The organism is Providencia sp. PROV032 (assembly GCF_028484875.1).
GTDB lineage: Bacteria > Pseudomonadota > Gammaproteobacteria > Enterobacterales > Enterobacteriaceae > Providencia > Providencia rettgeri_E.
On the sequence record NZ_JAMPSX010000030.1, the window covers coordinates 1 to 25877 of the forward strand.

At 35.5% G+C, this 25877-nt stretch carries 19 protein-coding genes and 5 tRNA genes; 17 read left to right on the top strand and 7 right to left on the bottom strand.

Annotated elements, in window-relative coordinates; all coding sequences use genetic code 11:
* Positions 1-172 precede the first annotated feature (172 nt).
* Positions 173-1594 (bottom strand): glutamate--tRNA ligase, encoded by a 1422-nt coding sequence (gltX, locus tag PSF42_RS17210; RefSeq protein ID WP_272680413.1) that lies wholly within the window; start codon positions 1592-1594, stop codon positions 173-175.
* A gap of 422 nt (positions 1595-2016) precedes the next feature.
* Between gltX and PSF42_RS17215 the strand changes: the two genes are divergently transcribed.
* From PSF42_RS17215 to PSF42_RS17240, 6 genes are all read left to right on the top strand, one after another.
* A tRNA-Val gene (locus tag PSF42_RS17215) sits at positions 2017-2092 on the top strand.
* A gap of 26 nt (positions 2093-2118) precedes the next feature.
* Positions 2119-2194 (top strand) — tRNA-Val (locus PSF42_RS17220).
* A gap of 37 nt (positions 2195-2231) precedes the next feature.
* Positions 2232-2307 (top strand) — tRNA-Val (locus PSF42_RS17225).
* A gap of 37 nt (positions 2308-2344) precedes the next feature.
* Positions 2345-2420 (top strand) — tRNA-Lys (locus PSF42_RS17230).
* 32 nt (positions 2421-2452) lie between these two features.
* Positions 2453-2528: transfer RNA gene (locus tag PSF42_RS17235), tRNA-Lys, on the top strand.
* 1425 nt (positions 2529-3953) lie between these two features.
* Positions 3954-4247, top strand: coding sequence for a helix-turn-helix domain-containing protein (locus PSF42_RS17240; protein ID WP_125891382.1), 294 nt, complete (start codon positions 3954-3956; stop codon positions 4245-4247).
* Positions 4248-4481: 234 nt separating this feature from the next.
* Here PSF42_RS17240 and PSF42_RS17245 read toward each other — a convergent pair whose 3' ends face one another.
* The 5 genes from PSF42_RS17245 to PSF42_RS17265 form a co-directional block, all read right to left on the bottom strand.
* Positions 4482-6248, bottom strand: coding sequence for a potassium/proton antiporter (locus tag PSF42_RS17245; RefSeq protein ID WP_248466696.1), 1767 nt, complete (start codon positions 6246-6248; stop codon positions 4482-4484).
* 357 nt (positions 6249-6605) lie between these two features.
* Entirely contained in the window at positions 6606-7274 is a 669-nt protein-coding gene (locus PSF42_RS17250) for a methionine ABC transporter permease (protein WP_125891381.1), read from the bottom strand.
* A complete protein-coding gene (locus tag PSF42_RS17255) occupies positions 7271-8284 on the bottom strand; it encodes a methionine ABC transporter ATP-binding protein (RefSeq protein ID WP_213913189.1) in 1014 nt (337 codons plus the stop codon). The genes PSF42_RS17250 and PSF42_RS17255 overlap by 4 nt, the downstream gene beginning before the upstream one ends.
* 3 nt (positions 8285-8287) lie before the next feature.
* Positions 8288-9748: an NAD(P)-binding domain-containing protein gene (locus PSF42_RS17260; protein ID WP_272680414.1), complete on the bottom strand. Its 1461-nt coding sequence runs from the start codon at positions 9746-9748 to the stop codon at positions 8288-8290.
* Between the two features lie 4 nt (positions 9749-9752).
* The gene (locus PSF42_RS17265; protein ID WP_248466694.1) at positions 9753-10877 is read right to left on the bottom strand and encodes a CMD domain-containing protein; all 1125 of its coding nucleotides are present in this window, start codon (positions 10875-10877) and stop codon (positions 9753-9755) included.
* 212 nt (positions 10878-11089) lie between these two features.
* Between PSF42_RS17265 and PSF42_RS17270 the strand changes: the two genes are divergently transcribed.
* Both PSF42_RS17270 and PSF42_RS17275 read left to right on the top strand, forming a co-directional pair.
* Positions 11090-11932, top strand: coding sequence for a MetQ/NlpA family ABC transporter substrate-binding protein (locus PSF42_RS17270; RefSeq protein WP_272680415.1), 843 nt, complete (start codon positions 11090-11092; stop codon positions 11930-11932).
* Between the two features lie 226 nt (positions 11933-12158).
* Entirely contained in the window at positions 12159-12896 is a 738-nt protein-coding gene (locus PSF42_RS17275; RefSeq protein WP_272680416.1) for a cyclase family protein, read from the top strand.
* Positions 12897-12948: 52 nt separating this feature from the next.
* Here the strand turns inward: PSF42_RS17275 and PSF42_RS17280 are convergent, their stop codons facing one another.
* Positions 12949-14184: an SLC13 family permease gene (locus PSF42_RS17280; protein ID WP_125891375.1), complete on the bottom strand. Its 1236-nt coding sequence runs from the start codon at positions 14182-14184 to the stop codon at positions 12949-12951.
* 632 nt (positions 14185-14816) lie between these two features.
* Here PSF42_RS17280 and PSF42_RS17285 point away from each other — a divergent pair.
* The 9 genes from PSF42_RS17285 (at position 14817) to PSF42_RS17325 (ending at position 25877) form a co-directional block, all read left to right on the top strand.
* Positions 14817-16766, top strand: a complete 1950-nt coding sequence (locus PSF42_RS17285) for a PTS mannitol transporter subunit IICBA (protein WP_272680417.1) — start codon at positions 14817-14819, stop codon at positions 16764-16766.
* Between the two features lie 11 nt (positions 16767-16777).
* On the top strand, positions 16778-17938 hold the full coding sequence (locus PSF42_RS17290) for a mannitol-1-phosphate 5-dehydrogenase (RefSeq protein WP_125891373.1): 1161 nt from the start codon (positions 16778-16780) through the stop codon (positions 17936-17938).
* A gap of 100 nt (positions 17939-18038) precedes the next feature.
* Positions 18039-18569: an MltR family transcriptional regulator gene (locus tag PSF42_RS17295; RefSeq protein WP_248466692.1), complete on the top strand. Its 531-nt coding sequence runs from the start codon at positions 18039-18041 to the stop codon at positions 18567-18569.
* Between the two features lie 97 nt (positions 18570-18666).
* On the top strand, positions 18667-19089 hold the full coding sequence (locus tag PSF42_RS17300) for a GNAT family N-acetyltransferase (RefSeq protein ID WP_125891371.1): 423 nt from the start codon (positions 18667-18669) through the stop codon (positions 19087-19089).
* Between the two features lie 579 nt (positions 19090-19668).
* Positions 19669-19983, top strand: coding sequence for a helix-turn-helix domain-containing protein (locus tag PSF42_RS17305; protein ID WP_125891370.1), 315 nt, complete (start codon positions 19669-19671; stop codon positions 19981-19983).
* A gap of 1049 nt (positions 19984-21032) precedes the next feature.
* The gene (locus PSF42_RS17310; RefSeq protein ID WP_272680418.1) at positions 21033-21635 is read left to right on the top strand and encodes a fimbrial protein; all 603 of its coding nucleotides are present in this window, start codon (positions 21033-21035) and stop codon (positions 21633-21635) included.
* 105 nt (positions 21636-21740) lie between these two features.
* Entirely contained in the window at positions 21741-22442 is a 702-nt protein-coding gene (locus tag PSF42_RS17315) for a fimbrial biogenesis chaperone (RefSeq protein WP_272680419.1), read from the top strand.
* Between the two features lies 1 nt (position 22443).
* The gene (locus PSF42_RS17320) at positions 22444-24939 is read left to right on the top strand and encodes a fimbria/pilus outer membrane usher protein (protein WP_272680420.1); all 2496 of its coding nucleotides are present in this window, start codon (positions 22444-22446) and stop codon (positions 24937-24939) included.
* Between the two features lie 11 nt (positions 24940-24950).
* Positions 24951-25877 carry a fimbrial protein gene (locus tag PSF42_RS17325; protein WP_272680421.1) on the top strand — a complete coding sequence of 309 codons (927 nt, stop codon included), beginning with the start codon at positions 24951-24953 and terminating at the stop codon, positions 25875-25877.

Here is a 25877-nt window from a genome sequence, read left to right on the forward strand (position 1 = left end):
CAAAATCTTTTGGACGGGATGCATCATATTCAAGCTAAGTTAGAGTGTCAATAAAATAATCGGGTTTTAGGTTTAATTGCTGAAATATAGAACATTTTGCAGTCAGCTGAGTGGAGAAGGGGGATTGAGGTAGAGAACTGGCCCCCAATAAATTGGAGGCCAATCATTTTACTTATTGAGCAGAAGCTTCACGTTCAGCGATAAACGCTAAGGCTTTTTCAATACGAGCGATAGAACGTGCTTGGCCGATAGCATGAACAGTGACATCCAGGCCTGGAGATTGGCCAGCACCTGTCACAGCAACACGTAAAGGCATACCCACTTTACCCATGCCCACTTCTAATTCTGCTGCGGTTGCTTCGATGGCTTGGTGAACATTTTCAGCAGTCCAATCAGTTATCGCAGCTAACTTAGCTTTTATCACTTCTAATGGTTGGCGAGCGACTGGGCGCAAATGTTTTTTCGCAGCATCTGCATCAAACTCGTCAAAATCTTGGTAGAAATAGTGGCAAGATTCCGCCATTTCTTTCAATGTCTTGCAACGTTCACCCAGTAACTTGACTAGTTCAACTAATTGAGGCCCTGTGCTGGTATCAATATTCTGTTGTTCAATATGCCATGCAAGATAAGTTGCAACTTCTTCGGCTGGTAAGGTATTGATATAATGATGGTTTAACCATTGTAATTTTTCAGTGTTAAACGCGCTTGCTGACTTACTGATAGCATCAAGGCTGAAATACTCTTTCATTTCTTCAACAGTGAAAATTTCTTGGTCACCATGAGACCAACCTAAACGTACTAAATAGTTAAGAAGGGCTTGCGGCAAATAACCATCATCACGATATTGCATAACGCTAACAGCACCGTGGCGTTTTGACAGTTTTTTACCGTCATCACCTAGGATCATCGAAACGTGAGCATACACAGGCACTGGTGCCCCTAATGCTTTTAGAATATTGATTTGGCGAGGTGTGTTGTTGATATGGTCTTCACCACGGATAACGTGAGTGATTTCCATATCCCAGTCATCAATGACTACGCAGAAGTTATATGTTGGTGAACCATCAGTACGACGAATGATTAAATCATCCAACTCTTGGTTACTAAATTCAATTGGCCCACGTATTTTATCATCAAAAATAACAGAACCGTCTTGTGGGTTACGGAAACGAACAACGTGTGGCTCATCAGGTGTATGATTGTGGGCGTGGTCACGGCAGCAACCATCATAACGAGGCTTTTCGTTATTGGCCATTTGCTCTTCACGTAACGCTTCTAAGCGCTCTTTTGAACAATAACAACGATAAGCGGTACCCGCATCTAACATTTGGTCAATGACATCATTATAACGATCAAAACGTTTAGTTTGATAGTAAGGGCCTTCATCCCAATTTAAATTCAACCAGTTCATACCGTCCATAATGGCGTCGATAGCTTCCTGAGTTGAGCGTTCTAAGTCAGTATCTTCAATACGCAGGACAAACTCGCCCTGATTGTGGCGACTAAATAACCAGGAATACAGAGCGGTACGTGCACCACCAACGTGTAAATAGCCAGTTGGACTTGGCGCAAAACGGGTTTTGATTTTACTCATCGAGATTGCCTTAATTGCAAAACATGTTTTTGAAGCGCTTATCTGTTCACGGTTAGGAAACTAAAAACAGGCACAATTAACTTGATAGCGAGTTTGATGTTCTAAGCAGTGAAATGTCTAAGCATTGCTAAAATGTATATCTATTCTATCATCCTACAATGATTCCTCAATCAAGTTATCAGAATAGAAGGCAAGAAATTAGTTTGTTTCGCCAAATTTGACATAAATAAATGCGCTTTAAAAATAGTTTCTGTTTTTTTCTTAAAAGAATAACGAGAAAATGATAGGTAATTGATTAAAAAGGCGGCTTTTCTGGCGAATATTGAAACATCTTGATTATTTTTGCAACGAACGAAAAAAATCTATTGAAAAAGCGTTGACTCAGAACTCAGTATCCCTATAATGCACCTCCATCGACGACGGGGCGATTAGCTCAGTTGGTAGAGCACCTCCCTTACAAGGAGGGGGTCAGTGGTTCGAGCCCGCTATCGCCCACCACCGTTGACGATGAAAAATAAATAATTGGGCGATTAGCTCAGTTGGTAGAGCACCTCCCTTACAAGGAGGGGGTCAGTGGTTCGAGCCCGCTATCGCCCACCAATTATTTATTACAATGTGGTAGTATAAGTCATGAAGTGGGCGATTAGCTCAGTTGGTAGAGCACCTCCCTTACAAGGAGGGGGTCAGTGGTTCGAGCCCGCTATCGCCCACCACTTCATTCATTACTCGCATTAAAATACAAATTTAGATGGGTCGTTAGCTCAGTCGGTAGAGCAGTTGACTTTTAATCAATTGGTCGCAGGTTCGAATCCTGCACGACCCACCATCTAAGCAGTAAAAAATAAAAAATTCCAAGATGGGTCGTTAGCTCAGTCGGTAGAGCAGTTGACTTTTAATCAATTGGTCGCAGGTTCGAATCCTGCACGACCCACCATCCCAAAGTCGTAAATTCGAATACACCCCTAACCAAATAAACACTCAGCCGCTAAGCCATGCCTCGACAAGCTGGTTGCAGGTTCAGCCCGTAGGGTAAATCCGAAGGATTTAAATCCTGCACGACCCACTATCTCAAAGTTGTAAATTCGAATACCCCCCTAATCAAGTAAACACTCAGCCGCTAAGCCATGCCTCGACAAGCTGGTTGCAGGTTCAGCCCGTAGGGTAAATCCGAAGGATTTAAATCCTGCACGACCCACCATCTCAAGCCATTTCTAAGTGAATCAAACATAACTTCATTACAGATTAAATCTAACGGATATATACTTATTTTGTTGATTACATTTTCTGAGTTGCATGGTAAAGAATTTGACAATTAATGATTTTGCGGCTCACTTTATATGCATAATAACCCAGTATACACCTTATAAATACCACCTAGCACTTATATCGATATTTCAATCTAGCAATAACAGAATATATTTGGCTAGTTATAGAATAGAATGTTTTCATTATACATAACTGGCAAAACAAAACGGTGGAAATGAATGTTTCGTGGTTACTTGTAGAATAGAAAAAGTAAATATAATTTTTTATAAACAAATCTTATCACATAGTAAATGGAAAGCGCTATATTTCAGTTTAAAACTCTAAGATTGTGTTTGCTTTTGAGTTTTTGTATTGATTTTCACACGGTAAAAAACAAAAAAAGTTAAATCAAAAATGGATTATCGATGAAATTTATTTTTCATAATTTTGTGATATTCATCTAGTAAAATGAATAATAAGCTTTCTTAACGTTATGGTTTTGTTATGTTTGGTACATGAGCATAATAAATCGCTGTCTCGCTACTTTAAAAATTTGCTAATTGTAACAGCCTCGCTGTTTTTTTAATGTACTAATATTTGTCAAATTAGAGACTTTTAAAGATAAAATTGATTGTTTTTACTATTTTTTACATTAAAGCGCCATGAATACAGGGGTTATCATTTCTGGTTATGTTAAATTGTATCAATAACATTAATATTGTTACAGTGTTAAATAATTCTGTTTATTTCCTTTATTTTTAGGTTATACATCGGCAATGTGGGTCTTTTTTAGATTAATATTCCATAAGGAGAGATATATCTTTTGGGCGACTATTTAAAAAAATTACGCACATTTAGTGTAACTGAGTGATTTTAAAGCGGTATTTCGCTTTCAAATGCAAAATGTATAGCATGAAACACTTTGTTACATAGTTGCAATGTCAATTTAGGACTAGTTGAAACTAATTATAAGGGTAGTATATCATTCTTTCCGATATATGCTGAATCGTCTATAGCATTATCACTGTTATACACATAAATATAAAAATAAAATCTGCAGATAATTATCTGTTAATTTTTATTTCCTTAATAATAAATTGAAGCGAGAATGTTTATGAACACGAAATATCCTGTCGCTTGTGCAGTTGGACAAAAAATAAAAGCCCTTAGAAGAGCTCAAGGCTTTACTGTTTTTCAGTTAGCTAAAGAGATAGATATAAGTGAACAGCAGCTATTTCGTTACGAGCGTGGTGTTAATCGTATCGATATAGATTGTCTTGTTCGAGTACTAAAAGTTTTAGACGTTAACATGGGTGAGTTTTTTAGTGAAGTCCTACAAGAGGATACTCAAGTAGATGAGGACACAGGTAATAAAGGGTTTGAAAGTACTGCATATACCCTTATATAGCCAGATATCGATATTGTCCCAGAATGAAACATAATTAATTTTCATTCTTAATTGTTTAAATTAGGAACGTAAATTAAACACAATTGCTGTTTATAGTTTAAATCAGACAATAACTATTATTATTCCATGTTTCATAAAAGAACAAATAAAAGCCCGAAAGGGCTTTTATTTTTTATCGTTGAATTCACTATTACTTAAAATGGGAGTCATTATCTCTGGCACATTTGAACATAGTCAACCTTCCATCTCTTTAATTGGTTCTAATATTACGGTTATGATGCGTGTCCCTATCATTTCCCCAATTTTTAATTGCAGTTGTTCTAATTTCAAGACGGTATCTTGTAAAGGTTCTGATATAGAAGCATAAATAAATTGGTTAAGCGTTCTTTCATCGCCATTATCAATTTGGATACCATAAGATGAGTGGATCTCATTTAATCGGGTCGTTCCTTTTAAACTTAATCCTGTTTCGGGTAGTTCAATAGGCGTGTTTTCAGAGATGTTTTTTTCTGAAAATAAATGCTCCAGAAAAATACGATTCTCAGGTTTAAGAACAACAAATAAATGGTCATCGGCATGAAGGATAGTTGACCCTCTTGGAGGTAAAACACTTTTTTCTCGCGTGATCATTGCAATAACAGTTTGGTCAGGTAATGCAAGTTGCGATAATCGACGACCTACTGCAGAGCAATCCTCACCTAATGTATATTCCACTAAATCTGCATCTATTTGGTCTACAGCGGTAATATCTAACGTTGCCGCAGGGATTAATGGCGGTGGCTGCATTAAATTTAATTTGCGTGCAACATAAGGCAAGGTTGAACCTTGTAAGGTCGCTGAAATTAATACCACAAAGAAAACTACGTCAAAAATTAGATGAGCATTAGGTAAACCATAGATAAACGGAAAAATAGCAAGAATAATAGGGACAGAGCCACGTAATCCTACCCAAGAAATTAATGTAATTTCAGGTTTAGGGAAACCAAATAATTTTAGAACCGGTATTACAGCCAATGGTCTTGCGATAAATGTTAAGACAAGGGCAATAATCAAACCTTCAAGCCAGACTTCAATTAGAGAACTTGGGTTGACAAGTAACCCTAACATAACAAACATGATAATTTGGCTTAGCCATGCTAATCCATCATGGAACAAAAATGTATTGCGTTGAAAAACAAACCGATGGTTACCAATTACTACACCAGTAACAAAAATAGATAAGAAGCCACTACCTTCTAAATTACTTGCGAGACCGAAAGAAAGCAGCCCACAGGCAGCGACAAGCACAGGATATAACCCTGTAGCTATTAGTTTAATCTTATTGATAATTTTGACTGAAACCCAGCCTACACTCAAACCAACAACTGTACCTATCCCCATCTGGCTAAAAAATAGCAGAATTAACTCACTACCTGAAGCTTGTGGATTCATTAAGAGTTGTAATAAGCCAACCGTTAAGAATATAGCAGTGGGGTCATTGGTTGCACTTTCTATTTCTAAAGTCGATTGCAGGCGTTCATTTAAATAGATCCCGGCGTTGCGCAGTAAGGAAAAAACGGCGGCAGCATCCGTAGAACCGACGATCGCGCCTAACAATAGACCTTCCAGAAGAGGAACGTCGAGGATATAAGCCGCCGCGAGGCCAGTCACCCCAGCGGTTACAAGAACGCCTAGTGTTGCTAGTGTAAAAGACGGTTTCCAAACTAGACGAATAGATTTTACTGATGTTTGAAGACCCCCATCAAATAAAATTAAAGCAAGTGCGAGAGAGCCAACGGCATACGAAACATTAACGTTATCAAACGTAATTTTACCTATCCCATCTTCACCCGCTAACATGCCAACAAATAAAAACATGACAAGCATGGGCAAACCGAGTCTAGCAGACAATTTACTAGAGAAAATCCCCAAAAGAATAAGTATAGAAATCAATAAAATAAGTTGTTCAATAGTTGGCATAATCAGTTTAATCTGTAAGTGAATAAAACGCTGACGATGCATCGTAAAGCGCGCGTAGAAAGCAAAAAACAACAAAATGATTAAATATACATTGAGAACAGATTATTTTAGCAAAAAGCAGATAACATCCATTAAAATATATATCTACATGATTATAATATAAATAAATTTAAATGATTTGATTATTTATCGCATTTTTCACTATAAAAGAGCACTAAAATACGTAAAAAAATGATAAATATGAATAAGTAAGCGCGAGAGTGAGTTTTATTGTTAATTTTTTCTATTAACGATAATTATGGTGTTGGGGCTGCCGCAAGTATTAAGGATGATAATCGACACTTATAAAGTTAGGTAAAAGAGAAAAGGCCGAATATATTTTCGACCTTTACCACGAAACTAATGGAAGCGTGCTTTTTTCGCTAAATAGTCACCAATAAATTGCATGCCTTGTACGATAATCACTAATGTGACAACGGTGATAGCCATTGCTACATTATCAAAACGTTGGTAGCCGTAGTTTAGGGCCAAGTCACCGACACCGCCACCACCAACGGCTCCCGCCATCGCGGTTGCACCAACTAAAGTAATACTGGCAGCGGTTAAACTGAGAATTAATGATGACTTCGCTTCAGGTAAAATGAAGTGCCAAACAATCTGCCAATTTGTTGCTCCCATAGAATCAGCCGCTTCAATAATACCTGAATGTACACTAAGTAATGAGTTTTCAACTAAGCGTGCAGTATAGGGAGCAATAAAAATGACTAATGGCACAATGGCTGCAGTTGTTCCTATTGAGGTTCCTACCATAAAGCGCGTAAGGGGGATCATTGCAACTAATAAGATGATAAAAGGCAATGAACGAATAATATTAATAATCGGGTTCACAATGCGATAAATACATTTATTTTCCCAGATACCTTCTGGCCTCGTTACAACAAGTACGATACCTAATAGGATCCCAAATATAGAACCTAATACAAGGGCAATGCTGACCATCGTAAAGGTTTCTGACATCGCTAATAAAAACTGTTTCGTCGTTAAAGCGGTTTCAAATAATTGTGTCATAGCGCCCCCTGATTGACTGCAACTCCACGTTGGCGAAGAAAAGCAACGGCTTCATCAATTTTTTCTTTATCACCAATAAATTGGACAAACATACTGCCCAGCACGACACCACTGATCTCTTTCATATTGGCAAATAAAATATTTATTTTGACAATTTCTTTGAGTATTAACTCATTAACGACAGGTTGTTGCGCGGAAGCCCCTAAAAATTCAAGACGATAGACATCTTGTTGATGTTCTAAGTTATGTAGAACGCGTTCTGGAATTTCTTCGTTTAATACGGTTCCTACAAATTTCTTTGTTGTGTCTTGGCGTGGGTTGGCAAAAATATCAAGCACAGTTCCTTCTTCAACAATTTTGCCAGACCCCATAACAGCAACACGGTTACAAATTTGTTCAATAACTTCCATTTCGTGAGTAACTAGCAAGATAGTAATATGTTGCTCTTGATTGATCTTTTTTAGTAATTGCAAAATTGAGCGCGTCGTTTGTGGGTCGAGTGCTGAAGTGGCCTCATCACACAGTAAAATTTGTGGGTTGTTGATCAACGCACGCGCAATCCCCACACGCTGCTTTTGCCCACCAGATAACTGCCCAGGGTATTGGTTTTTTTTATCGCTAAGCTCGACATATTCAAGAATACTATCAACTCGCCGAGTGATTTCTTGTTTATCGACACCTGAAAGTAATAAGGGCATCGCAATATTTTGAGCAACAGTTTTCGTTTCTAGCAAATTGAAATGCTGGAAAATCATACCGATGCTTTTTTTATGTGAACGAGTTTCTGCAGGGGTATGTTCAGCAATATTCTGGCCATTGATAATAACGGCACCACTGGTTGGTTTTTCTAATTGATTCACCAAGCGGATAAGTGAACTTTTACCCGCTCCGCTATAACCAATAAATCCAAAGATATCACCTTTATTGATATGCAAATTAATGTCTTGCAATGCAACTAAAGACTGCCCATCTTTTTCATAGACTTTTTGAATATTTTGAAAGGTAATCATGATTTACTCTACATTATCAGTTAATTGCACGCGTTCTGAAGGTGGTGCAGCGGGTTGCCACTCATCACCTAATAATTCAGCTTCTTGGCTGTTTTTGACTTGCTCAAGGTGTTGTTCTTGATGGCTCAAGTACAATTGAGCTGCAATATGGTCAGCCAATCGTTCTGCCCCAATATTCGTTCCAGGGATTAACCCTATGACCGGGCCCATACTGAGCGATGCACTTAAGTTAAAACAATATAACTGATTGATTTTTAATGTGTCTTGCTTGTGTTTGGCTTGAAATTCAAAGTGATTACCTAAATAAGGATGTGAAGCTAACTCTGTATTTTCTTCATGAATGGGTGGCGTGTATGCATCTCCCCACGTTTTAACTAGCGGAGATAATTGATGAAAGGCACCGTGTTTGGCCCAATTAATCCGATAGCCAGTTGCCAAGATTAAATAATCTAATACGAATTTGTCTGTCGTTGTTGTGACATGCAATTTTTTATTTTTCAATTCAATAAATTTAACTTGGGTATTGAAATTGAAATAAGCATTTTTATGGCGAGAAACTCTCAACGTACTGCCATGGGGAGCTGGCGTTTTGGCTTTGGCAACATAATCGGTGTAATGCCATTTCTGAGCATCTGTAAAATAGGCATATGCATTGGTAAAACCTGCACTTCCGGCAACTTTTCCTCGATTTACGCGGGGCATGTCGCTAGCGCGGATCAAAATCTCAACGGAATTAGCGCCATTTTCTAATGCTGTTGCTGAACTATCCATCGCACCGGCACTATAACCCACAACACCAATGTCTAAGCCTTTAAAACGACGATAGTCAGTACCTGCATATGAATGTTCCCAATAGGTCGTTGGGATATCATTCATAAAACTAGGGATATTAGCTTCACTAAAAGACTCCATACCCGTCGATAAAATAACATGTTGTGCTTGATACCTGACAGTACCGTTAGGAGTATCAAAAATTAATTCACGGTAGTTATCGTTTAATTGCACATCGACTAATTGGTATTGGTTAAGTACATAGGGTTTTGTCATGGTTTTATACCATTGTAGGTATTCCCCCCACTGCAAACGTGGAATCTTATCGAGTTCATCCCATTTTTGAATGCCAAACTGGGCTTTAAACCAAGCTTGAAAAGTTAAAGAGGGGGATGCAAGCGCAGGGCCAACCACATGTTTTGGGGAACGTAATGTTTCCATTAATGCAGGGCTTTGCCATGGGCCTTCTTTGCCTACAGGGGCTTGGTCGAAAACAACGGCATTGATACCACGTAACTTCAGAGCGAACGCAGCTGTGATCCCGGACATACCCGCACCAATGATAGCGACATCAATAGTTTGGTTTTCAGGGTCATTTTTTGATAATGACCAAGACGTTATCGGTAAATTTAAATACTGCAAATCTTGTTTTATTTGCGCTTCTAATACCTCTAAACCCATAATCAGTTCCATTGAATTACTCCTTGTCCTCTACTATTTCAAAGGGCTCACCCAGCGATAACATTAAGCGGTTCGCCCATGAAAAGAAGGCCGTGGATTGAACTAAATCAAGTAATTCAAGTTCAGATAACCCCAAATTTTTTAACTCTTTAATTTGTGATGGTGTGGCTTGGATGGGGGTTGCAGATAAAGAGGCGACTAAATCTGTAATGGCTAGGAGTCTGTCATCAAAACCTTCAGCAAGTACTGAACCCGTCGCAGTTGCTAGTAGTTTATCAACATCAGCGCGTCGTTCTTTTGCATACTGGCTGGCTTTTCTCGCATGTACAGAAGCGCAGTATATACAGCCATTAACTTTGCTGGTTACGGCTGCAGCGAATTCACGTTCCCAGCGAGGTAACCCTTCTGAGGTATAAAATACGCCACGGTCAATTAAAGTTCGTAACTCTAAAATCTTACTTTGATGGGCGAGTAGTAAAAAATACTCAGAGTTTAATTGACCAAATTTTTTCATGATTTGGGCTTCTTCAGCGGATAGCGTTTTTGCATCCCTTGCTGAAATCCAAGCTTCCCATCCTAAATTATCTTGTGTAAAAGCCGTTGGGGAAGGTTCTCCTTTGCGGGTTAATGGTTGGTGGTTCCATTTGCCAGCCACCACTTTAGGTGAGTTATGTGCAAGATGACTATTATTTGTCAGTAACAGAACCCCTTCGATTAGACGCGCTTGATAGGTGACATAAGTTATTAATTGAGCAAGCAGAATGATGTCACTTTGTTGCCAACCTTGTTCAGTTAACGCAGTCATTAATTGGTAATGGGTATCTTTAGGTGATTGTGTTAAAACTTGCAGATATTCTTTTGCTGTAGCCAGTGGTTTGCTAAGCGGTTCATCAGGCATTGAGTCTATTAATTGAAAATAAAATTCAGTGAGGCGGGGACTCCCTGTCACTTTTGCAACTTCATAGGCAAAATAATATTTCACATCATTTGTGAGAAGTGTCGATGGCGTAGAAAAAATAGCGTCAAATACGGCTTGAGTATTTTCAGTCGCCACTGCGCGTTCATGGCGAATTTTAGCTAGGCTGGAATCTGGTGTTAAATTAGTTAAAGAATTAATTACATCATTATAGGAAAGACTCATAAAGCAACTCACTTTTTTAAATGTTTTTTATCTCCTTCATTACATATCAATCACATTACTAATCGAACGATCTATTTGTTATATACTTATAACTAAAAGGAATCAAATGTCATTCTTATATTACTTTAGTATTAAGTTATAACGATATAGTCTAAGTTGTACTCGCTAATTATGATTATACTGCCCAAAATATCTTTACAGGGTTGTTATCTATGTTAAAACAAAAATTAATAAATTTATCTTTAATGACTGCGGCTTTAGCGGTGCTGGCTGGGTGTGGCGATAATAGCGAAAAAGATAATCCGAATAAAAAACAAATTACAATAGGTTTTGGTGTTGGCAATTATATTGACCAAGTAGACAAAGGTATCGTACCGATTTTAGAGAAAAAAGGTTATACCGTTAATTTGCGCCAATTTTCCCAGAATAGACAAATTAACCCTGCTTTTGAGGAAGGCTCTATTGATGCATCTGTAAACCAAAGCCGCGCCTATATGGAGGCTTATAACAAAAAGAATAATATTAATATGGTGGCGTTAACAGACTCACCGAGTGCACCTCAAAGTCTGCGGTCAAATAAACATAAAACACTGGATGAAGTGAAAGACGGTATGATTGTTGCGTTATCTAATGACCCCGTTAATGCAGAGCGTGGTGCGAGGATCTTGGAAAAGTTAGGTTGGATAAAAATTAAGCCAGATGTGAGTACATTAAGTTTTAGTGTTAATGATATCTCCCCAAATGAATATAACTTAGATATTCGAGAAACCGATGCGGCACAAGGGTTGCGATTATTAGATGATGTTGATTTTGTTGTTGTGAATGGTAACTATGTGGCAAGTGCCGGCCAACGTATTGCTGATGGTTTAGTTGTAGAAAACTCACCGCTAGAGCATCGCGTTATTGTGACTGTTATGCAAAAAGATTTAGATGCTCAGTGGGCAAAAGATTTGAAAGACGCTTTTGAGTCTAAAGAGTATGCAGATTATATTCGTTCGCAGCGTATTTATGATGGCTTTATTGAACCTGAGAGCTGGAATAAATATCCTAAATAAAATCCTAGTCTATTTTTTATTTTGATTATTATGTTGACCACTAATTTTTATTAATTAGTGGTTTTTTCTATATAAACTAAATATCTTACTTATTTAATATGAAAAAGATTCGTGTTGAATTTGTAGACAACAGAATGTTTTTTCGTTATTTAATAGGTTAGGAAAGGCATTATAAAAATAGTTTGTAGATAGGTTTATTTAGACAATAGAACTGACAGGGGCAAATATGAGCAATGAATTAATTGATGCATTTAATATAATAAAATCTAAAAAATGGGTCGATTTGACCCATAGTTTCGATAAAGACTCACCGCATTTTTTTATGTTTGACTCTGCCGAATTTAAAACATTATTTGGCTACCCAGAAGGCTTTTTTGCGCAGCAGTTTACATTTCCAGGGCAATATGGCACCCATATTGATGCACCTTGCCATTTCGTGGAAGGAAAACGTTATTTACATGAGCTCGAATTAAAGGAACTTGTTCTGCCATTAATTGTTATTGACCAGTCTGAGAGAGCAAAAGAAGATCCTAATTTTGCATTTTCTCTTGATGATATCCTTAATTTTGAAGCGAAAAATGGCCGAATTGAATCTGGGTGTTTTGTCGCATTACGCACTGACTGGAGTAAACGTTGGCCATCACAAGAGCTTATGGATAATAAAGATGACGAGGGCAATAACCAAATACCGGGTTGGGGTATGGACGCACTCAAATTTTTATTTGAAGAACGCGGTATAAAAGCAATTGGCCATGAAACATTTGATACTGATGCCGCAAAAGATTTTCGAAAAAATAATGCGTTACTTGGTGAGTATTATGTATTAGAACAAGATACCTACCAAGTTGAATTACTTGCTAATTTAGACCAAGTACCTACACGTGGTGCGGTAATTTTTAATATCGTCGCAAAACCCAATAATGCCAGTGGTTTTCCTGTTCGTTCTTTTGCGATCCTGCCATAGAAAATATCATGATAACCAATCTGCCAGTGTGATAGCAGATTGGTTAAAACGACTATAACGCAAGTAAAATCCAAGCAGCGGCTAATAGCATACACAATAGCGCGACAATTCCCCCTGATTTAGAGAACTCACCGAAAGAAATTTTCACGCCATATGCCGCTGATTGCTCAACGACAATAATGCCAGCAAGGCTACCGAAGACCAGTAAGTTACTTGAAAAACCAGAACCCAATACGAGAGCAGCGCCTAACGAATCGGCATTGCCTTCAGGTGTTAAGAAAGGAACAAGTAGCATGACGGAAGGATTATTTCCAACAATAGTACTTAGGACACCGGTCACTAGAAATAGGGCTAATGGATTATTGAGGTCCACACCGTAGTTTCGCAAATCAGTTAATAATTGCTGAGGTAGTCCCGTGGCAGCAAAAGCGGCATTGACAACAAATAGCCCCATGATGAGTAATAAAAGATTACCATCAACGAGTTTAAGCATATCACTCGAGGCAATAGATCGATTTAATAATAAAAATCCAGCAGCCGTTAATGCAATAAGTTCTTTAGGAATATCAGTCACAATAAAGGTAATGATGACTGCGAAAGTAATGACACCTGCTTTTGCTGTCTCCCAGACATCTAATGTTTCTTGGGTTGATTTAGGGGGAGTTGAGAGCGTATTTTCTTTAGTCAAATACCAACGATGACGATATAACCAAACGAGTACTAACCATGTTAATGGTAAGGAAAGTAGGGCTGGTATTGCTGATGCCTGTAATAAGCCAACAAACGAGATATCAAGCCCTTGTGCTGCGATCATATTTTGTGGGCTACCAATTAATGAACCTGCAGCTCCGTTATTCGCTGCGAAACAAAAGCCAAGTAAAAAAGGAATTGGGTTTAAACCGCGAGATAAACTAATTGATACTAATAATGGAGTCATCGCGACAACAACAACATCATTCGTGAGCAATGCGGAAAGAAAGCCACCAACAAGAATTAAAACAGCGAGTAATATAGGGGGCGAAACTTTTAGCATTGCGACTTTATTTGCGGTCCAGCTATAAAAACCAGACACAACAAAAGAAGCTGAAACAACCATAAGCCCGAATAACATCCCAATCGTTCGGTAATCGATAGCATTCCATGCATGAGGAGGGGTAATACTACCAATAGCCATCATAGCTAGGGCACCAATAACCGCAGCGCCAGTTCTATCAACTTTAAAGCCGGGTAGCTTACCAAAGCCCATCGCAATATAAACCAAAAGAAAAACAATAATGGTTAACGTCATGATATTCACATTTTAATTAAGAAAATTAGAGGTAATTTATCGGTGAAGACCTGACTAAGCAAGGTTAAATAATGTATTGATAATAATACGTTGTCGTTAATTCAATTTAAGATTATCGCAAAAAGACGGTGGTAATAATGAAATAGAAAATGAAGTTTTCACATAGCAATAACAGGCATTGACTACGAAAGACGATAATGTGATTTATTGCAGCATGCAAAGAAAAATGAAGAAAGTACGTTTAGTAATTTTATTACAAAATATAAAAAGTGATTTGTACAGTTGGATAATTGATATCAGTCCACAGGATAAAAAAGATAAATAGAAAATAAATTGTGATGTTCTTCACTAATTGAAGATAAATAACGAGTTTTAAATTGTGACTAACATCACTAAAAATAGTTTTTTTGTGTGAAAAAAGAGCAATGTAATTTAGTAACATGATTTTTATGTGATCTTCATCAATATAAAGGTGGGGTAAGTCGGGGGGTAATAGTGATCTTGTTCACATAAAGGCCCACGTGGTGCGGATCTGATAAAGCTCATGCTAGAGTGAAAGAGTTGAAAAAATCACAGACGTTATTTGGCGATAACGTTACAACTTTATCATTCTCGTACCACGGGGTTCTATCATGGTAACATCAAATATCAAATTAAAGGTACAGAATTTTGGGCGTTTCCTCAGTAATATGGTTATGCCTAATATCGGTGCTTTCATCGCTTGGGGATTAATTACCGCGTTATTTATCCCAACGGGCTGGTGGCCTAATGAGACATTAGCTCAACTTGTTGGTCCTATGATCACCTATTTACTCCCTCTATTAATCGGTTATACCGGTGGCCGTTTGGTCGGTGGAGAGCGGGGTGGAATAGTTGGTGCAATAACAACAATGGGAGTCATTGTTGGTGCTGACATGCCGATGTTTATGGGGGCAATGATTGCTGGCCCATTAGGCGGATATGCAATAAAACGTTTTGATTTGTGGATTGAAGGCAAGGTTAAAACAGGTTTTGAAATGTTGGTGAATAATTTTTCATCCGGCATTATCGGCATGTTATTAGCTATTTTGGCTTATTTAGCGATCGGTCCTCTTGTTGCAGGGTTATCCAAAATATTAGCGGCTGGTGTGAACGTGATGGTGGAGAATAACTTACTTCCACTCACGTCTATTTTTGTTGAACCCGCAAAAATCTTATTTCTCAATAATGCTATTAATCACGGTATTTTTTCACCGTTAGGTATTCAGCAAGCATCTGAAACAGGTTCCTCCATCTTTTTCTTAATTGAAGCAAACCCCGGACCAGGTTTGGGCGTTTTACTCGCTTATATGTTTTTTGGTAAAGGTAATGCCAAGCAATCTGCACCAGGAGCCGCAATTATTCACTTTTTTGGTGGGATTCATGAGATTTATTTCCCCTATGTCTTAATGAACCCTCGGTTAATTCTTGCTGTTATTCTGGGCGGGATGACAGGAGTGTTTGTTATGAACCTTTTTCATGCAGGGTTAGTCTCCCCAGCATCACCGGGTTCAATATTTGCAGTTCTACTGATGACCCCTAAATCATCACTTATTGGCGTTATTTTATCAGTCACCAGTGCTACAGTTGTTTCTTTTATCGTTTCAGTACTTTTATTAAAACGAACACGAATTGGCGATGATGATGAGCTCGAAAGTGCGACGAAAAAAATGCGCAATATGAAAACGCAATCAAAGTCATCAGAAACAAGCTCAATCAATAAAGATACCTCTATCAATTTAGCTCAAGTGCGCAGCATTATTGTTGCTTGTGATGCAGGTATGGGGTCAAGTGCAATGGGGGCTGGGGTATTAGCCAAAAAAGTGCGAGATGCAGGGTTAATCGATATTACCGTCACTAATATGGCAATTAACGACCTGCCAGATAACGTTGATATTGTCATTACTCATAGAGACCTAACACAAAGGGCACAGTCATTTGCACCAAATGCAATGCATATTTCTTTAACAAACTTCTTAGATAGCCAAACGTATAATGATTTAGTCACCAATTTAATAGCTAAAAAAAATCCTAAAGCAGCAAATGATGGACGACTGGTTAAACAAACGATTATTGCAGCAAATGATGAATCCTATGAAATGGAAGATCATGATGATGCGATATTTACATTGAGTGCAAAGCATATTCATTTAAACCTATCTGCACAGAATAAAACGCAAGCCATTCAATTTGCAGGGCAAAAGTTAGTTGAGGGTGGCTATGTTCAGCCTGACTATATTGAGGCGATGTTAGCTCGCGAAAAACTGACTTCAACCTATCTAGGTGAATCTATTGCTGTTCCTCATGGCACCATAGAAGCAAAAGATCGTGTATTAAAAACCGGCATTGTTATTTGCCAATACCCTGAAGGCGTACAATTTGGTGAAGAACCTGATGAAATTGCCCGCTTAGTTATTGGTATTGCAGCACAAAATAATGAGCACATTGAAGTTATCACACGAATTACTTCCGCGTTAGATGAAGATGGGGTTATTGAGCGTTTATGTGAAACCCAAGATGTTCAGGAAGTACTCGAAATTTTAGCGTCTCAAAGTGCAGCATAAGGAGAATAATAATGAAAGTCATTCATTTTGGTGCAGGAAATATAGGCCGCGGTTTTATTGGTAAATTATTAGCAGACGCAAATTCACAAGTAACTTTTACTGATGTCAATCAGCCATTAATTGACCAACTCGCGCATCAGCAATCTTATAATGTTCATGTTGTTGGTCAGGAAAATCGTATCGAGAAAGTCCAACACATTCACGCTGTTAATAGTAATGACCCTAAAACGATAGAGTTTATTGCAACAGCGGATATGCTTACAACTGCTGTCGGGCCACAAGTACTTGAAAAAATAGCGTCAACGATAGCTAAAGGCATAATTTATAGAAAATCGCAGGGAAATAACCAGCCACTCAATATAATTGCATGTGAAAATATGGTAAGGGGAACTAGCCAATTAAAACAACATGTGTTGGTTCATTTGCCGGAAGAATTACATCAATGGGTTGACCAACATATTGGTTTTGTAGACTCAGCAGTTGACCGGATCGTTCCTCCGATGGATGCAGCGAATGATGACCCACTTGATGTTACTGTCGAATCCTTTAGTGAGTGGATTGTTGACCGAACACAATTTGTTGGTGATATTCCTATTATCGATGGAATGGAATTGACGAACAATCTAATGGCATTTGTTGAACGTAAATTATTTACATTAAATACAGGTCATGCAATGACAGCGTATTTAGGGCAGCGATATGGGTACCAGACAATCAGCGAGGCAATTGGAGATTTGAGGATCTATACTGTTGTTAAATCAGCTATGCAAGAAAGCGGACAAGTTTTAATTCAACGTTATGGTTTTGATTCACAAATACATAATCAATACATAGATAAAATACTAAGTCGCTTTGCAAACCCATATTTAAAAGATGATGTCAGTCGAGTAGGGCGGCAGCCTATGAGAAAGTTAAGTTCTAATGATCGCTTAATTAAGCCGTTGTTAGGCACATTAGAATACCAATTACCAAATAAAAATCTGATCATAGGAATTGCTGCCGCATTACATTTCAGATGTGAAGCCGATCCTCAAGCAAATGAAATGGCAAAGCTAGTTGCTTGCAAAGGTATATATCAAGCGGTTGTTGAGCTTTGTGGGTTAGAGCAATATCCAGAGATAATTGATAGAATTTGTACTCAATATCAATTAATGATGCTGAATAATAAGTAATATTACGGGTAATGGATTAATTTTTGAGGTTCAATCACTTTATGGCTATTTGCTATGTGAGATAAAGTAATATAGCTATAAAGTGATAAAAGAAGCTAATATGGAAAATAAACAAAACATTGAAAATCAAGTTCTTGAACGGTTAAATCAACGACCGGAGGTGCATTTATTTGTCCAGGAGGTTGTTATTTTAATCTCACAAGCTATTGATAAATTAATGTTAAAAGTTTTTAGAAAGGATGATTATGCAGTAAAATATGCAGTTGAGCCTCTTTTGACTGGAAATGGCCCATTAGGTGAGTTATCAGTTCGTTTGAAACTCCTATTTGCATTAGGGGCTATTTCTCGAGAAACCTATGAGGATATAGAATTATTCCTTGCTTTGAATGGATCGTTATCAGTAGAAAACGTGGATCTGAATTTCACCGATGATGAAATTTTAGGCAGTATTAAAATGCTTCATTGTATGGAACCTTTACCAGAAATGATGAGATTCAATCAACCAGAGGATCTTGTCGATAACCAATTAATTGAATTACAAAAACACCGTTTTCAGCAAATGATCAAATCCTCATTGGTATTGTCTGTAACGGCTTTAATTACCCAAATTATAGAAACTGATGTATTTTAAAATAGCATATTCAATCCTCTCCTATTTTACTGTTTACTTATCAAAGTAAATATGTTTGAAATAACACGTTATTAGCCGAGTATTAACAGAGCATCGAATGAATATTATTATTGCACATGAAATCACCACTGAAGATAAAGAAGAACTCCTTGCAGGGTTACGTAGTTTTAATATCCAATATTTGAATGCAGAACGTTTTGGTGAGCTAGGCGTTTATTTTAAAAATGACTCTGGTGTTATGCTTGGAGGATTACTGGCTTCTGTAAAGGCAAATTGGCTCTGTATTGATTTTTTATGGGTAAGTGAGGACGCCAGAAAAATGGGGTTAGGCAGTAAATTGATGAAGGCTGCTGAACGGGAAGCAATCAAAATAGGTTGTATTCATAGCTTAGTTGACACCTTCAGTTTTCAAGCCTTGCCATTTTATGAAAAATTAGGGTATGTGAAACAAATGTCATTGCCTGATTTCCCTGAGACAGGCATGGAAAGGCATTATCTCACTAAAATTGAATTATCATAATCATATTTACTGCATTTAATCTGCTTTAAGTTGACATTGTTATCATTTGTATTAATGCGATAAAAAGCATTTAGAACAATAAGTAGAGGGTATTTTGAAGAAGTTGGACTAGCTTAATTTAATACGAAGAATAACTCTATTTGACTACTAATTAGCTCACCAAGCATTAATGTACAGCTGATGGTATTGGATTTTTTATCTATTAAAAGTGATTATTTTAACTTATTTATCTAATTAAATTGTATTCTTATTGTTAAATATTTTTTAACTCCCTATGCGTGTATTAATAACAGTCGAATGTTTCAAAATGTTTTTATTTGAAACCAAGCATGTCAAATGGAAGGGAAAATACAATAATGTCATGAATCATTTATATTAATTTAAATCTTATTTAGCTGTGGTTTAAGTTTCTGTTAGATGAGTATGACTGATAAGTTAATGTTCACGATAACATAAAATGAAAGGAAATGAAAAAAAATGTAACAAAATATATCATCAAATTTAGAATGTTTACGTATGCAGGGTATTTATTTATTATTTGCCGCCTGTTTTTTTGATTTGTTAAATATGGTGGAATATATGAAATTAAATAAAAATATTGGCTTATTCATTCGTGGTGCGAGGAAATCTAGAGGGTTATCAGAAAAGGAATTGGCTAAGTTGATATTTGTCAGTCAGCAGCAAGTTTCAAGATATGAACGTGGTATTACATCCATGAATTTTGAAAGCATTTTAACGATATTAAATGTGCTAAATGTATCAGTAGACGAATTTATTGAGCATATCATTAAGCCTGAGCAAGAAAAGATATATAACAAGATGATTGAAGAGCTTGAAAATGAAGGTGTTATTAATATAGGAAGTGTAAACTGTATAGATACATCCTCACTATAGTAACTGTATTAGAGTAACTTTTTATTTGTATATACTAATGTATTTAATAAGCTATCCTAGCTATAAAGACTAACAAATGATAAACATTTACCGTGAACCATATGGGAATGTGCTGTATTTATGGTTTAAACAGAAATAGTTTTGCAGGGGAGAGCACAGAGTACAGAAATTTCTATTTTTAAATCAGCTTGCTTAAACACATTATAATGATTATCTATCATCTATTAAGTAAAGTAGAAATATTCTTACTATAAATAATTTCAAGAGGATTACACTCTATTCTCATTATCAACTTTCATAAGTAGTAATTGTTTTGAATTTTTAAAATTACAGAAATTCACCGTTAATTAAATAGTGACTTTATATTTAAGAAGATATGGTTGAAAATGGAAGCTGTATGACGATTATCCTTATCTAGCTAACTCATTATTAAAAATAGAATGAGTTGTTTTCTTGGCTTTATGCCATATTCTTATCTCCTTTCATATCTAATTCGATAAAGACGATATCATAAAAGCTTAAAAGTATATTAATATACTTTTAACGCCTATTAAACTATCTCAATTCCACCAGCCACTCAATATTACAAACACATATTTAACCGAAGTAAATACTATTTTACCCGCTCCACGCATATTAAATAACTTATGTGATTTTGTTAACAATAGGTTGTTTTTACTAGAGGGTAACCACTGAAATCTATTTTGATTCCCATACTAAAATAGTTAATAAATTTTATGTCGAAATGAGAGTGATAAGTATCATGATGAACCTTCCCTATTTACATGTAGAAATAAAAAATATCAGAATCTATGCTTGTTGTTATTGATTTTATTTTTATCGTTTAATATCAGTCTGTTGTGTTGATTATTTTTTTGATTCTTAGAAATAATATGATACATATAAACTATTTTAATATAATATCCCATTTTATATACTTCGCACGCAAGCTGATTGGTTAACTATATTTATGTGATCTGTAAATTATAGGCACATACATATTTTATTATTTTTGAATGTTCAAAACGAAAACAATTTGGAGTTAAGTTATGAAACTAAGTTCAGTATTTAATCGTAAAACTTTATTATCGACAATACTTGTTAGTGGGGGGATCCTTTCTAATATGAGTATAGCGGCTGTCCCTGATGGAAAAATAAGTTTTATAGGTAGTATTCGTGATGCTACTTGTATTATTGAAGGAGGAAATACAGAAGGTGGTGCTACGACTAAAAATAATTTCACTGTTAATATGCCAGTTGCTAATGTAGCTGATTTTAGGAAGATTAATGATAGAGCAGGTAGCACTTCATTCTTCATAAGATTAAAAGGTGAAAATTGTCTTGCTGGAGAAGGCTATGCAATTAAATTCGAAAGTTTGAATAATGCTGAATTCATCGATACAGCTACGGGTTATTTAAGAAATATGAAAGAAGATGGAAATGGCGGTGCAAAAGGAGTACAGCTGGTTATTACTGATGAAGTCGATAATGATTTTTATTTTAAGAAATCTGAAAATATTTCACCTAAGAAAACTCGCGTAGAGAATCAAGATACACAATTTGATTTTACTGTTAATTATATTTCAATTAAGGAAAATGTAGCCCCAGGTGCAGTCGAAGGTAACCTTTTATATAGTGTAGTTTACCCATAATAAAATAAGGCTTCAGGAAATGAAGCCTACAATAAAAAATCAAATATTAAAATAAATCAGCACTAATTAGCATTAATTTAATATCTATAAATATTGGATGATAAAATGAATAAATTAATTATTTTATTTATCGTACTAATGCCCTTATCGTCATTAGCTACAATTCAAATAAATACAACGAGAGTTATATTTGATGAATCGGAAAATGAGCAAACATTTGAGGTGAATAATTTAGGTAAAAAGACAGCATTGGTCCACGTTTGGTTATCTGAAAATGAGAGTAATGATAAAATAGCTGATTCGAAATTTATTATTACACAACCTGTATTTAAGATAAGACCTGAAAAATCAAAGGTGGTAAGAATTATAGGAACTAGTGAGCTTAAAGACTCATATCCTAAAGATAGAGAAACTATGTTGTGGTTGAATTTTTTGGATATACCACCTGAAAACAGTCAGTCAGAGAATTCTCTTAATATTGCCATTCACACTAAAATTAAGTTTTTTTATTTGCCTAGTAACATCAATATAAATAGGCAAGATGCGGGGGATAAATTAACTTGGAGAATGGAAAATAGTGGTAATGATAGCTATTTGGTTGCTACAAATAAGTCACCAATATATGTTAATTTAGGGAGTGTTTTAATTGATGATAATGCTGTAAATATGGATTCAAGTTTTATTTCTCCATTTAGTGAGACTAGATTTAAATTAAGAAATAAGACGAATGGAAAAAATATAAATATAAAATATAGTTACATAGATGATCTTGGGGCTTACATATCAAAAGAGGTCATTGTGAGCTGATATGAAAATAAAAAAATATATATTACCAGCTTTGTTTATTTTTTTTGCTAATGAAACTACCTATGCTAATGAAACTAAGAGCTCCAATGACAGGTTTAAAACTAGTTTTTTAACATATTTAGGACATAATGAAAACATTATATTAGATGAAGTTAAAAAACCAGGCAGATACTATGTTGATATTTATGTTAATCATAAAAAGATTGGCCTGGAAAATATTAATTTTAAAAATGCTAATGGTGAATTAAAACCGTGCTTTTCACAGAAAGATTTAGATAAATTAAAACTAAATTATGAAATGGTTTTCTTAGAAAGAGAGCGGTTATTAGATTGTACTTATATAGATGAATTATTAAATGGAGCATATACGGAATATAATGATGAGGAAGAAAAATTAAGTATTAACATACCTCAAATTTATATATCGACAAAGCCAGAGGACTATATTTCTCCTGAACAATGGAGTAAGGGAGTCAATAGTTATGCTATTTCATATGATATGAATTATACCAATATAAGGCAAAGCAATTATAACAATATGCATTTATATAGGGGGTATTTCAATCAACATTTAAATTTATCTTCATGGCATATTTATACTAGCAACGTATTAACAGCAAAAAGTAATAAAGCAACAAAAAATAGATTTAATGATTTATATGCAGAGCATCCAATTGCTAGCTTAAAATCTGCTTTAACTATCGGGGAGATGACAACAGATAGTCAATATTTTAGTTGGGCTAAATATCGGGGAGCAAAGTTGGCTAGTGATAAGAGAATGGAGCCAACATCACTAAGTGGTTTTGCACCAGTTATCAGAGGGATAGCTAATACACCTTCTTTACTCAGTGTTGAGTATAATGGTCGTGTTATTTATGAAAAAAACATACCTGCTGGTGAATATAATATCACTGATTTACCAATAACTTATGGAAATGGTAGTTTAGATATCATATTAACGAATGTTGAGGGAGAAAGAACTGTACAGGAAATTCCTGTATCTACTATTTCTAATCTTCTGAGGCCTGGCAAGTATGAGTATAGCGTAGATGTTGGTGAATTAGATATGAATTATTCACAGAATTATTGGCTAACTCAGGGAATTATAAAATATGGAGTAAATAATAATCTTACCATATACAGTGGTGTACAAACTATTTTTCCCAATGATTATATGCAGGCAATGGTTGGAGGAACAATAAATTCATCTATTGGTGGTATGTCAATGGAATACTCTCGCTCAAAAAGTGATGTAAAGCGGGCTCTTGATTCATCGTGTAGTGTATTTTGTAATGACAAAATAAGAATGAGTTACGAAAATGATATTCACCCATTGGATATCTATTTTTCATTATCAATGTCACGTTATTTAGATGAAAATTATTTGGAATTGGATCAATTTCTTACAGAGAAACAAGTTGATAATAACAGAAACTTTTTTATAAATTCGAGCCAAAAACAGCTAACTGATATATCTATAAGTAAAAATCTTCCAGAAGGCTTTGGTAGTATATCTATGTCTGGTTACTATTCACAGCCATGGAGTAGTAATTATAAGGATAATTATAGTTATTCTATTGGTTTTAATAATCAATATAAAAGAATAAACTACAATATATCAATTTTTAGATATAAAAACAATATGGACAAAATTGATAATACACTATATTTAAGTGCAAGTATTCCTATTTATACTAAAAATAAAAATGTTAATCTCAGTTCAAGTTATTCAAATAGTTCTAATGGGTATAATACCAGAGTTGCAGCTTCGATAAATGAAAAAACACGAAATGCAAGTTCTATAAATATTTGGACTGATAAGAATTCAAATACAACTCCTGGATTTGGATTATCAGTAGAAAATAATAATGGTTATAATACTAAGTCAGTAGGCTATTCTCAAAGCAATAATAGTAAAATGTTATATGGTAATATGAAAGGAGCCGTTGTTTTACATTCTGGTGGAATAAATAGAGTCTCAAATATAGGAAAAACTTATTCGATTATAAAAGCAGTTGGTGCTGAGGGCATGAAAGTATCATCAAATAGTAATATAGAAATAGCTGGTAATGGCTATGGTATTTATCCAAACTTATCACCGTATAAAAAGAATTATATCCTATTGGATTCTAAAAAAAGCAAAAATAACGCTGAGATAGAAGATAATAATTTAATGGTTATTCCTGTTTCAGGCTCATCGCCATTAGTTGAGTTCAAGGTAAACAAAGTATTTGATAAAATACTTAAAATTAAGAGTGATAAATATAAAATTCCTTTTGGTACGAAAATAATAGATGGGAAAAATAATAGCTTAGGCATTACAGATCAAAGTGGTTTTGTATTTATATCAGAGCCTAATATAAATGAAGTTAATGAAAACCCCTGGAAGGCAGTTTGGAGTTTAGATGGGGAAAAGTATGAATGTATATTAAATACTGATGATTTAAAAAAGGATATTTCTACAACACAATCGCAAATTGACATAAATTGCTATTAAAAGAGATTCTAATGAAAATTTCAATGTTTTTAATGTTGTTTTTCGTTTCTATAAAATGCTTTTCAAGTGTATATACAGAAAATATTTATTTAAATGATAATAAAATTATAGATTACCATGATAAACCATTGGGGGCAGTTTTATCCAAAAGCGAGCATAAAATAAATACAAAAGTAATAAATAGCACGACTAATAATCAGCAAGAATTAGAGCTGATAGGTGTTTATTCGGATAGAGTTAATTTTGGAAAATATGATAGAGATACGATTAAAACATCAATTCCTGGTTTAGGGTTACGTATTTATTGGCCAACAAGTGATAGCTCAGTAAATTCATCAACTAATTATTTTCCATTTAATAGGCAATGTAAAACTCCTTGTAATGTTAGCCAACAATTGGTTGTCGAATTTGTAAAAATGAGTGGAATTAGAACAGGGAAAATATCAAAAAATACAGAAATAGCAACTGTAGTAATAAGGGGAAGGGATAATGATGTTAATTTTATGCGTATAGTTTTGGATGAAGATATAGAGACAAAAGCCAAATCTTGTTATGTGAAAGATGATGTGGTTGTTGATCTTGGAAATTACAGTATTGATGATTTAAAAAGTGGTCGGTTCAATAAGGGAGGGGAAAACTTTCAACTGGAAATTTATTGTGACCAGACGCAATACGTAGGTGTTTATTATCAAGGGAAATTTGGAAGTACAGGGAAGTTGGAGAATTTAGGAACCGCAGGAAAAGGAGGCGTTTCTATTAAGCTTATGAATGAAGACAATTCTATTGTTTCCCGTACTGAGCCTGGAGATCAAATAAAAATAGAAAATGGAATACCTTATTTACTTAATTTAAAAGCAGCTATAGAGATTGAAAGTAAAAGTAAGCTTTCAATCGGAACTATTAATGCTGATGCGTTTATAACACTTTCGGTCAATTAG